General features: G+C 32.0%; 10 protein-coding genes. 8 read left to right on the top strand and 2 right to left on the bottom strand.

Annotation, left to right across the window (positions count from 1 at the left end):
• Positions 1-114 precede the first annotated feature (114 nt).
• The gene (locus S100390_RS04690; protein WP_070407116.1) at positions 115-393 is read left to right on the top strand and encodes a hypothetical protein; all 279 of its coding nucleotides are present in this window, start codon (positions 115-117) and stop codon (positions 391-393) included.
• A gap of 285 nt (positions 394-678) precedes the next feature.
• Complete coding sequence (locus S100390_RS04685) at positions 679-1,812, top strand: hypothetical protein (protein ID WP_070407115.1); 1,134 nt, start codon at positions 679-681, stop codon at positions 1,810-1,812.
• A 20-nt stretch (positions 1,813-1,832) separates the two neighbouring features.
• On the opposite strand, the gene S100390_RS04680 is transcribed toward S100390_RS04685, so the two are convergent.
• Complete coding sequence (locus S100390_RS04680; protein ID WP_070407114.1) at positions 1,833-2,696, bottom strand: Cof-type HAD-IIB family hydrolase; 864 nt, start codon at positions 2,694-2,696, stop codon at positions 1,833-1,835.
• Between the two features lie 185 nt (positions 2,697-2,881).
• Here S100390_RS04680 and S100390_RS04675 point away from each other — a divergent pair, with 185 nt between their 5' ends.
• From S100390_RS04675 to dnaJ, 5 genes are all read left to right on the top strand, one after another.
• Entirely contained in the window at positions 2,882-5,023 is a 2,142-nt protein-coding gene (locus S100390_RS04675; RefSeq protein ID WP_070407113.1) for an ATP-dependent Clp protease ATP-binding subunit, read from the top strand.
• 100 nt (positions 5,024-5,123) lie between these two features.
• Positions 5,124-6,170: a heat-inducible transcriptional repressor HrcA gene (gene hrcA / locus S100390_RS04670; RefSeq protein ID WP_070407112.1), complete on the top strand. Its 1,047-nt coding sequence runs from the start codon at positions 5,124-5,126 to the stop codon at positions 6,168-6,170.
• Positions 6,163-6,783: a nucleotide exchange factor GrpE gene (locus S100390_RS04665; protein ID WP_070407111.1), complete on the top strand. Its 621-nt coding sequence runs from the start codon at positions 6,163-6,165 to the stop codon at positions 6,781-6,783. Before hrcA ends, S100390_RS04665 begins: the two co-directional genes overlap by 8 nt.
• 31 nt (positions 6,784-6,814) lie before the next feature.
• Positions 6,815-8,596 carry a molecular chaperone DnaK gene (gene dnaK, locus S100390_RS04660; protein WP_070407110.1) on the top strand — a complete coding sequence of 594 codons (1,782 nt, stop codon included), beginning with the start codon at positions 6,815-6,817 and terminating at the stop codon, positions 8,594-8,596.
• Between the two features lie 66 nt (positions 8,597-8,662).
• The gene (gene dnaJ / locus S100390_RS04655; protein ID WP_070407109.1) at positions 8,663-9,802 is read left to right on the top strand and encodes a molecular chaperone DnaJ; all 1,140 of its coding nucleotides are present in this window, start codon (positions 8,663-8,665) and stop codon (positions 9,800-9,802) included.
• Positions 9,803-9,839: 37 nt separating this feature from the next.
• Here the strand turns inward: dnaJ and S100390_RS04650 are convergent, their stop codons facing one another.
• Positions 9,840-10,166 (bottom strand): rhodanese-like domain-containing protein, encoded by a 327-nt coding sequence (locus tag S100390_RS04650; protein WP_070407108.1) that lies wholly within the window; start codon positions 10,164-10,166, stop codon positions 9,840-9,842.
• Positions 10,167-10,275: 109 nt separating this feature from the next.
• On the opposite strand from S100390_RS04650, the gene S100390_RS04645 reads away from it, so the two are divergent.
• Complete coding sequence (locus tag S100390_RS04645) at positions 10,276-12,384, top strand: polyribonucleotide nucleotidyltransferase (RefSeq protein ID WP_070407107.1); 2,109 nt, start codon at positions 10,276-10,278, stop codon at positions 12,382-12,384.
• Positions 12,385-12,445: the final 61 nt, after the last annotated feature.

Below are 12,445 nucleotides of genomic sequence, written 5' to 3'. Positions count from 1 at the left end.
CAAGAAAAGTAATAAAGTTATTTTTCTTTTTTAATAATTACGTAGGTAACTAAGGGGTTATCTTTAAAGAATGTTATAATATTACTATTAATGGTATCATACTGGAGGGATATAATGGCAGAAAAAACGATGGCTGAAATTTTAGCAGCAGCTAAAAAAGCAAAAGCAGCAATTGATGGTGATCAATATGCAGGTGAAGGTGAATATTTTGATCCTAGTAATCTAACATTAGAGCAAAAATTAAAGTTACGAAAAGCAGCAAATAATCCAACAGATCCAAATTATCATATCTGATTACAAATGAATCAAGAAAAACAAACTTCTGGGTGAGTTAAAATTGATAAAAAGAAAATCAAAAACTTGTCAGAAGATGATGAAGAAAATAATGATTAATATTTTTCTTTATTAGAAAATAGTTTTTTAACCTCAAATGCTACAATCAAAATGGTTATTAGAGCACTCTAATAGCCACTATCATCTTGTTTATATTAATGTTTTAACATCCGTTTTGTTTCGGATGTTTTTTTTGCATTAAAACTTTTTTAGATGGTTAAGAGCACTACATACCAACAAGGTATTCCAATTTAAAGCATTTTTTGGTATAATTATATAAAGTATAATGTAATATTTTATCAATTTTATGAATAATAAACTTAATCTTATTAAAGGGGAATGGTTATGAGAAGAACGAAAAATATTACAATGATTGCAATTTTAATTGTGAGTTTAGGGTTAGCAGTATTGTTTACATGATTATTTTGAAGTGTTCTAAAAAGCAATAATGAAATTAATTATGCTGAATATAGTGACTGTTTATTATATTCTGATCATAGCAAACAAAAAATAGATTTAACTCGCCATAATAATAGTCAATTAGTAAGTGCAACATTTAAAAATTTAGCTCAGACAACTAGTAAAATGAGACAACTTAGTGCTAATGATTGAGCTTTCATTGACCGCTGTGAAAATAATATGCTTTATCAAGCAGATGCTAAAATTGTAGCGGCATTTAATCAGAAAAAAGCAGTGATTCAATTTAATACAATTGCGGATGTAGTTAATGGTTTAACAAATAACAAGTTTTATCCATATCAATTAGAAGAGATGGTGTTAGCTTTAGATGATAAAGAACAATTACCATTTCGTAATAATTTAATTAGTTTTGCTAACTTGTTTGTTAATATTTTTGGAGCATCGGTTTTTCAAAAATTAATATATAATTTAGAAATTGATAATAGTATTGCAAAATATGATGCAGCATATAATAACCGAATTATAGCGATTACAAAATTAAAAGAGAATGGAAATGATTTAGCACAATGTTTAATGTTTACTGAGCATTCGTTACAAGCACAAATGAGTAAGGTTCAATATCAAATTGGGTTTCATTCAACAGCAACTAATATTTCAACCTTTGTTCATGAAATAGGGCATGCAATTTCAAATTATGCTTGAGTTTGACCAAATAATCGTCTTCGTTTTAACCATAATATTACTCCAACAACTGGGCGCTGTACTCCAGTTAAAGATAAAACATCAAGTTTTATTAGGGGATTTATTTATAGTCCAAATGATGTATTAGTTCGCTACTTAGGAAAACGAGTTGGAATTAGTAACAATGCACCGTTTCAACAACAATTAGCGGCTTGATCATTTATTCAATCTGGTTATGGTCGCACCGGAGGAAACGCGGAATTGTTTGCAGAAGGTTTTGCCCAATGGTTACTAACTCCAGATAATCAAAAAGGTTTAAATTGACAAATTCTTAATGAATTTTATGGGACGTATTTTAAAAATTATTATTTAATTTAAAAAAGGGCATTAGCCCTTTTTTAAACGTTTTCACCGTTTAGTAATTTTTCTAAATAATCCCCAACGCCACCTTCATCATTAGTTAAGTGGGTAATCCCACGAGCATTAGTTTTTAAATTATCATTACCATTTTTCATTGCAACGCCATAACCAACATTTTGTAATAATTCTAAGTCATTCATTTCATCACCAAAGGCAATAACATCGCGAATATCAACATTATAGTATTGCGCTAAAATATCAGCGGCAAATCCTTTTGAAACAAGTTTATTTGTAATATTAATCATTGTTTGGCTTTGCTTACTACTATAGTGACCAATATTAATTCGAACAGAGTTTTTGAAGTTTTCAAACATTCTTAATACTTCGTCTGTTTTATTAGTGCCGCTCAAATATAACGCCATATTACTAGCGGGACCTTTTCAAGAATTATAAGGGTCAGCAATAAAATATTCATCATCAGCAACGTCATCAAGATGGAAGTAGTTTTCAATTGCCTCATCTTTTTTTCAACAAATTGCTTTATCATAATGTTCGATTAAAACATTTTCAACATTGTCCTTAACATCGGGGTGATTAATAATACTTATAATTACATCATATGCAATTGAGAAAACTAACCGTTTAAACTCACGTTTTAAAGGGTCATGAATATGACCACCATCAAAATTTGTTAATAATGTATCTAACCCTAATTCGCGATAAAAGCGAATACTTGCTCGGTGCGGACGACCAGTAATAATACATACTTTATGGCCAACATTAACAGCTTTTTTAATTACTTCTTGGGTTTTTGGATGGATTGTTTTACCATCGTTCATTAATGTTGTACCATCTAAATCAATTAAAATTAAACGTTTTTTATCTAAGTGTTGTAATTTCATTGGTACTCCTTTCTAAAAATAAGTTTTTTCTTTTCCCTTTATCTCTTATTATATCTAATATTTTTGTAATTAAATTATTTTTAAAATTTTAGCACTATTTAGTTGACTTTGCTAACAACTATGATAAGATATAAATATTAAATTAGCAGACAAAGAGTGAGAGTGCTAAAAGAGGAGGGTACTTTATGGAATTTGCACAACAATATGAGCCAGGGAAAGATCCAAAGGTTCTTGAAAAATTTACTAAAAATCTTAATAAAGAAGCAATTGCTGGAAAATTAGATCCAATTATTGGACGTGAAGACGAAATTAACCGGGTAGTCCGAATTTTATCTCGTAGAACAAAAAATAATCCGGTCTTAATTGGAGAACCGGGAGTTGGGAAAACTGCGATTGTTGAAGGATTAGCACAACGAATTGTTAAAGGTGATATCCCTAGTAATTTACAAAATAAAACCATTTATGAATTAGATATGGGGGCCTTAATTGCGGGAGCTAAATTCCAAGGAGAATTTGAAGAACGTTTAAAAGCGGTAATGAATAAAGTAAAAGAATCAAATGGTGATATTATTTTATTTATTGATGAATTACATTTAATTATTGGTGCTGGAAAAACCCAAGGAAGTATGGATGCTAGTAATTTACTAAAGCCAATGTTAGCTCGTGGTGAGTTACATTGTATTGGTGCCACAACATTAGATGAACATCGTTTATATATTGAAAAAGATGCTGCTTTAGAACGTCGTTTTCAAAAAGTCATGGTTGCTGAATCAACAATTGATGAAAGTATTTCAATTTTGCGTGGCTTAAAAGAACGCTTTGAAACTTTTCATGGCGTTAAAATTCATGATAATGCCTTAGTAGCTGCTGTTAATTTATCATCACGTTATATTACTGATCGTTTTTTGCCAGATAAAGCAATTGACTTAATTGATGAGGCATCAGCAACAATCAAAACAGAAATTGCATCAGTGCCAACTGAGTTAGATAATTTAAATCGCCGTGTTGTTCAATTAGAAATTGAAAAAGCTGCTTTACAAAAAGAAACCGATAAAGCTTCTAATGAACGGTTAGTTGATATTGCAAATGAATTAAAACCATTAAAAGCAAAACAAGAAAAATTAGAAATTCAGTGAAATTCCGAAAAAGAAAGTATTACTAAATTAAAAAATTTAAAATCAGAAGTTGAACAATTAAAAAAAGAATTAGAACAAACTCAATTACGCGGTGATTTTAATCGTGCGGGAGAAATTCAATACGCCTTATTGCCAAAGTTAGAACAACAATTACATGAGCAAGAAAAAAGTGCTTCTGAGTCACACTTGTTAAAAGAAGATGTAACTGAACGTGAAATTGCAGCAATTGTTGGAAAATGAACAGGAATTCCTGTTGACCGCTTAGTTGAAACCGAAAAAGCAAAACTAATGAATTTAAATAAGATTTTATGTCGTCGTGTTCGTGGTCAAAACGAGGCAATTGATGCAGTTTCCGATGCAATTATTCGTAGTCGTAGTGGTATTAAAGATCCCAACAAACCAATTGGTAGTTTCTTATTTTTGGGTCCAACTGGGGTTGGAAAAACTGAAGTTGCTCGTAGCTTAGCTTATGTTTTGTTTAACTCAGAAAAACAGATGGTACGATTAGATATGTCAGAATATATGGAAAAGCATTCTGTTAGTAAGTTAATTGGCGCGCCGCCAGGTTATGTTGGTTATGAACAAGGGGGACAATTGACAGAAGCTGTTCGTCGTAATCCATATTCAATTGTTTTATTTGATGAAATTGAAAAGGCCCACCCCGATATCCTGAATATTCTTTTACAGATTTTAGAAGATGGTCGTTTAACTGATTCGCTAGGAAAAACAGTTGATTTTAAAAATACAATTATTATTATGACTTCAAACATTGGGTCGGAATATTTATTAAATGAAAACAATGAGGGAGTTGGTTTATTAATTCAAAAAGAATTAGCTAAAAAATTTAAACCAGAATTTTTAAACCGAATTGACAATGTTGTAACCTTTAATGCTTTATCTAAAGAAGTGATTAAAGAAATTATTGAAAAAGAATTATCGGAATTAACGCAACGAATTGAAAATAGTAAAAATATTCGTATTACTTATTCAGAAGCTGTTTTAGAAAAAATTTTAAATGAAGGATATGATCGTGAATTTGGTGCTCGACCAATCAAACGTTATATTCAACGGAACCTTGAATCATTAATTGCACATGCTATTATTTCTGAAGAAATTCAAGAAGGAAAATCATATACGATTGATGTTGCCAATAACAAAATGGTTATTAAAAACAGTACAAAATTAAATTAGCACTTGCATTCTAAGAATGATAATTTATAATATTATTGTTAGCACTATTTAGTGTTAATTGCCAAATTTAAATAAGAATTGGAATTAGGAGGTGCTGGTGATGTTAACCCAACGACAAGAAAACATCTTAAAAGTAATTGTGGAAGAATACACAAAAACAGCGCAGCCTGTTGGAAGTAAAGCTATTATGGCTTCACCCTTAATAGATTCTTCTTCTGCCACAATTCGGAATGAATGTGCAATTTTAGAAAAAGAAGGTTTTTTAGAAAAAGAACATGCTTCATCGGGACGAATTCCATCAACAAGAGGATATCGTTATTATGTTGATAATCTAATGGATGAAAAAAATATTGATGATATTAAAGACCGCATTGAAGCATTATTTGTTGATCGTAATATGTCAATTAATGATATTCTTGATCAAACAGGTCAAATTTTAAGTGAAATGACAAATTTAACAACGGTTGTTGTTGGTCCAAATTTTAAAGAAGAGATGCTAAAGAAAATTGAGTTATTGCCAATTTCTGCGACCCAAGCTGTTGTTGTCTTTGTTTTAACAAATGGCCATGTTGAAAACAAATTATTTAATATTGATGACAATAGTTCAATTAATGATTTACAAATTTCAATTGAATTATTCAATAGTCGGTTAGAAAACACCAAAATAACTGATATTACTGCTAAGTTTGATGTTATTCGGCCAGTGTTAGAACAACAAGTTAAACACTATGAATATATTTTAAAACAATTTGCGAATGCTGTAACAAGCATTGTTAAGCCAAGTTATTCAACTCATGGTTTACAATATATGTTACAAAATCCTGAGTATAATAATCCAGAACGAATTAAACAAATCATTCGCTTTATTGAAACAATTTCCCCGTTTGATTATTTTAAAAAACAACAAGATAATCCAAATGAAGATTTGGTTTCCATTCAAATTGGAAATGAAACAGGATTTAATAATGACGATATGGCATTATTAACAACAACATATAAAGTTGATGATATGCAAGAAGGGGGAATTGCTTTGGTGGGACCAAAGCGCTTGGAATATGATAAGCTCTACGAAGTATTAGAGTGATTAGCAAACCGCATTAGAGAAGCATATCAAAAAGAAGATAGAAAGGTTGAGATTAATGAGTAATGAAAAAAATGACAAATCTTCACCAAACCAATTAAAAGAAAAAATTGAAAAACTACGGAAAGAATTAGCTAATACTCAAGCGGCAACCTCGGATTCAGCATCATCAGAAGCTGAAACACCAACAGTTGAGGCAAATAACTTGGCTATTATTGAAGATTTAGAACAAGAAATTGATTTATTATTAAAAGATAATATGCGATTACGAGAAGAAAAGTTATTAGCATTAGCCGATGGGGAAAACTTAAAGAAAAGAATTCATGCTGAAGTAGCAGATATTAAGCTTTATCGTGCCGCAGGAATGGCAGAAAAATTATTGCCAACATTAGATAACTTTGAGCGAGCATTACAAGTTACAAATGTTACACCGGAGGTCAAAAACTTTTTAACTGGATTTGAAATGATTCACCGTATGTTTAAAACGGTTTTTGAAGAAGAAGGAATTACAGCAATGGAGACAAAAGTGGGAGAACGTTTTAATTCTAACCTCCATGCGGCAATTGAGATTGTTGAATCAAATGATGTTGATTCAGGATGCATTGTTCAAATTATGCAAAAAGGATATATGATTCATGATCGTGTCTTACGACATGCATCAGTGCAAGTAGCAAAATAACAATATTGGAGAGAGAAAGGAAAGAGATATTATGTCAAAAATTATTGGAATTGATTTAGGAACAACAAATTCATGTGTTGCTGTTATGGAAGGAAACGAATTTAAAGTTTTAGAAAACCCAGAAGGGCAACGTACAACACCATCGGTTGTTTCATTTAAAAATGATGAAATTATTGTTGGAGATGCTGCGAAACGTCAAGCAGTAACTAACCCAAACACAATTAGTTCAATTAAAAGAAAGATGGGGACAGCTGATAAAGTTCATGTTAATAGCAAAGATTACAGTCCGGAACAAATTTCAGCAGAAATCTTACGTTACTTAAAAAGTTATGCTGAAAAAAAATTAGGGCAAAAAGTATCAAAAGCAGTTATTACTGTTCCAGCATATTTTAATGATGCGCAACGCCAAGCAACAAAAGATGCCGGAAAAATTGCGGGATTAGATGTTGAACGAATTATTAACGAGCCAACCGCAGCGGCGTTAGCTTATGGAATTGATAAAGTTGATAAAGAACAAAAAGTGTTAGTTTATGACTTAGGAGGAGGAACATTTGACGTTTCAATCTTAGATTTAGCTGACGGAACTTTTGAGGTTTTATCAACTGCTGGTGATAACCATTTAGGAGGGGATGACTTTGATGATGTTATCATTAAATGAATGGTTGAAGAATTTAAAAAGGATAATAACATTGATTTAAAAACAGATAAAATGGCAATGCAACGGTTAAAAGAAGAAGCTGAAAAGGCAAAGAAAAATCTGTCTTCACAATTACAAACAGAAATTGCGGCACCTTTTATTACTGCTCGTGATGGAAATCCATTACACTTAAATTTAACTTTAACAAGAGCAAAATTTGACGAAATGACAAAAAGCCTTGTTGACCGTACCGTTGAACCTGTTCGTAAAGCATTAACTGATGCAAAATTAAAAGCTAGTGAGCTAGACCAAGTATTATTAGTTGGTGGAAGTACAAGAATTCCAGCTGTACAAGAAGTTATTAAACGTGAATTAGGAAAAGAACCAAACCGTACGATTAATCCTGATGAAGTTGTTGCAATTGGAGCAGCAATTCAAGGAGGAGTTTTAGCGGGTGATGTAAAAGATGTTTTATTATTAGATGTAACACCATTATCATTAGGAATTGAAACATTAGGAGGAGTATCAACTGTGTTAATCCCTCGAAATACAACAATTCCAACTTCAAAAGCACAAGTGTTTTCAACTGCTGCTGATAACCAACCGGCGGTTGACATTCATGTTTTACAAGGAGAACGTAAAATGGCTGGTGATAATAAAACATTGGGTCGTTTCCAATTATCAGGAATTGACCCCGCACCAAAAGGAATGCCACAAATTGAAGTTAAGTTCTCAATTGATGCTAACGGAATTGTGTCAGTAACAGCAAAAGATTTAAAAACAAACAAAGAACAATCTGTTACAATTACTAATGGTGGTGGATTAACCGATGAAGAAATTCAACGTATGGTTGATGAAGCTGAAAAAAATAAAGATAAAGATGAACAAAAATTAAAAAACATTGAATTACGTAATAAAGCTGAATCATATGTTGCGATAATTAGTCAAGCATTAGAAACAAACAAAGATAAAATGGATGCTGAACAATTAAAAACATCTGAAGAAATGGTTAAAGAAATTAAAGAGTTATTAGAAAAAGAAGATTATGCCGGATTAGAAGCAAAAATGGCGGGGCTTGAACAAGCAATGGCTGATGCTTCAAAATATATGAATGATCACCAAGGTGAACAATCTGAACCAGAAATTACTGATGATGATGAAAAGAAAGATAAATAACAATAATGATGACTAAAATTATTTTAGTTATCTTTTCTTTAAAAAGGAAAGTAGGAAGATGGTAAAATGGGGAAACGAGACTATTATGATGTACTAGGTGTAAACCGAAATGCAACCGATGATGAAATTAAGCGGGCATTTCGGCAACTAGCAAAAAAATACCACCCGGATGTTTCAAAAGAAAAAGACGCTGAAGCAAAATTTAAAGAAGTTAATGAAGCTTATGAAGTATTATCTGATCCAAATAAACGTCGGAACTATGATCAGTTTGGCCATGCTGGAAATGATCCAAATAGTTTTGGTGGTTTTGGTGGCTTTAGTCAAGGCTTTAGTAGTGGTGGTGATTTTGAAGATATTTTTTCTGGTGGTTTTGGTGATATTTTTGAAAACTTTTTTGGTGGTGGTGCTAAGAAACGTCGTGGATTTAGTAACCAACCAATTAAAGGAGAAAATGTTGCAGCACGTGTTACAGTTACTTTAAAGGAACAAATGTTTGGAAAAACAGTCAAACTTGATTTGAATGTTGATAAAACTTGTGAAGCCTGTGATGGGACAGGGGCAAAAGATCCGAAAAAAGATATTCACACTTGTACAACTTGTGATGGATATGGATATGTCAATATTGAACAACGTAGTTTGTTTGGAGTAATTCAATCCCAACAACCTTGTCCTGATTGTAAGGGGCGTGGAAAAGTTGTTACAAGTAAATGTCCAAAATGTAAAGGGCAAGGTCATTATCGTGGGAAAGAAGTTGTTGAAATTGAACTACCAAAATCAATTTATGAAAACCAACAATTACGAATTCGGGAAAAAGGAAATTATGGTTTAAATAGTGGCCCTCGTGGCGATCTTTATTTAGAAATTTCCGTTAAACCAAATAAATATTTTAAACGAGTTAATGATAATTTACACTTAGATTTACCGGTTTCTTATTTAGATGCATTATTGGGGGCTGAAATTAAAGTGCCAACTTTTGATGGTGATGTTCATTTAAAATTACCAGCAAACACAAAAACAAATAGTGTTTTTAGTATTCCAAACCATGGTTTTTTTAAAAGTCCAACATCTAGTAGACGTGGTGATTTAATTGTTAATGTTATCGTTGCAATTCCTACTAAACTATCTACTGAGGAAAAAACAAAACTGCAAGAATTAAAAGATATTAGTTCATTTCAAATTACCGATAATTTCTATGAAGATTTATAGTAAATAAAAAGGATTTAAAATTAATTTTAAATCCTTTTTATTTATTCTTTTTATGTTCTTTTCAGCGATAATAACCATAAATGCCAGTTGTTAAAACATAAACATTAGAATAACCAAGCTGGCGTAATTCTAATGCTGCTTCACTACTACGGTTACCACCGTTGCACAAGGTAATGATTAGTTGTTCTTTATTTGGTAAATAATAATTTGGGCGTTGTAATAAGTCAAAGATATAAACATTTGTTGAATTTGGTATTTGAGACAAAGTTTTAAATTCGACATTAGTTCGAACATCTAACAAGTAGGCCTGTTCTTTTAATGTTTCAAAGGTTTGATTATCAATATAAACTGAGTGCTGTTTCATATTAGGTTCCTCAACTTTTTCGCTATATTTATATCATATCGTAAATATCAAAATAATGTGTGATAAAATTAAAAAGGTTTAAAATAACAGAGAGGAATTAAGGGTTTTGATGGCAAAACAAGTATTTAAAAAGATAATTAATAATCGTCCGTTGATTGTTGAATATGGGCAATTAGCAAAACAGGCAAGTGGGGCTGTTTTAATCCGTTATGGTGAAACAGTAGTCTTAGTAACCGCAACAGTTAGTAATAAGGTTAGTGAAACTGATTTTTTTCCATTAACAGTTGTTTTTCAAGAAAAATTATATTCGGTTGGAAAAATCCCAGGGGGATTTTTAAAACGAGAAGGGAAACCATCAGAATATGGAACCTTGTCAGCACGGGTGATTGATCGTGCTTTACGACCATTATTTTCAGAAAATTTTCGAAATGAAGTCCAAATTGTTATTAATGTTTTAGCTGTTGATAACGATAGTGATGTTCGAATTGCTAGTTTATTTGGGGCATCATTAGCACTTGGAATTTCAAAAATTCCGTTTGCTGGACCAGTAGCAGGAGCATTGTTAACAGTTGATCAAAATCAGAATATTATTGTTGATCCAACCTTAGAACAGTTAAATACTGGCCAAATGGAATTAATTGTAGCAGGAACTGCTGATGCAATTAATATGGTAGAAGCTGGGGCGAAAGAAGTTTCAGAAACAATAATGTTAGAAGCAATTTTAAGGGGGCATAAGGTAATTGCTGAATTAGTTGCCTTTCAACATGAAATAATTGCTAAAGTTGGTCAACCAAAAATGGATGTCACATTATTTACTGTTCGTCGCGAAATTATTGATTATGTTAAGGAACATTATGCGACAAAATTAATTGCTGCGGCACAAATTAAGGAAAAAGTTGTCCGTTATGAAACAATTCAAGTTTTAACAGAACAAGCCTTGGAACACTATCCTATTGCAAAGGAGATGACCGAAAAAGAACAGCAACGAATTATTTCAGAATTAAAAACAGCATTGCATGCTGTTGTTCGTCAAGAAGTTCGTCGTCAAATTTTAATTGATAAAACAAGATTAGATGGTCGCCATCTTGATGAAATTCGACCTTTAACTAGTGAAATTGATGTCTTACCAGTTGTTCATGGGAGTGCTTTATTTGCCCGGGGTGAAACACAGGTCTTGTCGGTTGTGACATTAGGGGCCTTAGGGGAAAATCAAATTATTGATGGTATTACTGATGAAGATGGCAAACGCTTTATGCACCATTATAATTTCCCCCCCTTTTCTGTTGGTGAAACAGGACGAATGGGGCCACCATCGCGGCGTGAAATTGGCCATGGGGCCTTAGGAGAAAAAGCATTGTTACAAATTATTCCTAGTGAAAAGGTCTTTCCATATACAATTCGAATTGTTTCAGAAGTATTAGAATCAAATGGTAGTACTTCGCAAGCTTCAATTTGTGCGGCAACCTTGGCTTTAATGGCGGCGGGGGTTCCGATTACAGCACCAGTGGTAGGAATTGCAATGGGGTTAGTAAAAGAAGATGATAATTATACTATTTTAACTGATATTCAAGGGATGGAAGATCATCTTGGCGATATGGATTTTAAAGTAGCAGGAACAGCAAAAGGGATTTGTGCCTTGCAAATGGATATTAAAATTGCGGGTATTAATGAAGCAATTTTACAAGAAGCGTTATTAGCAGCAAAAAAAGCGCGCCTACAAATTCTTGATAATGTTTTAGCAACGATTGCTGTGCCACGAACACAGTTAGCACCAACGGCACCGAAGATGAAAACATTTATGATTCCAGTTGATAAAATTCGAGAAGTGATTGGTCCTGGTGGTAAGATGATTACAGCCATTATTGAAAAAGCCGATGATGTTAAAATTGACATTGAAGATGATGGACAGGTAACAATTTATCATAAGGATTATCCTGCAATTGAAAAAGCTTATGAATTAATAAAAGCGATTGCGATGCCAGTTGAAATTGGAACTGAAATAACAGGACCTGTTGTTAAAATTGAAAAGTTTGGGGCCTTTGTTAATTTAAAAGAAAATGTTGATGGTTTAATTCATATTTCAAAATTAGCAGAAAAACGGGTTGAAAAAACAGAAGATATTGTGCAATTGAATGATTTTGTTAAAGTTAAAGTTTTAGAAGTTGATAGTAAAGGAAAGATTAAGTTACAATTACTTGAAGTTTTACCAAAAAAATAATTATTAATTTCCCCAAACTTTTCAAAGAAAAAACTATTTAATTATTTGTTATAATAAAGGT

Source organism: Spiroplasma sp. NBRC 100390 (assembly GCF_001886495.1).
Taxonomy (GTDB): domain Bacteria; phylum Bacillota_I; class Bacilli_A; order Mycoplasmatales; family Mycoplasmataceae; genus Spiroplasma.
The sequence above is the reverse complement of the archived record's forward strand: the minus strand, read 5'-3'. Positions and strand labels throughout refer to the sequence as shown.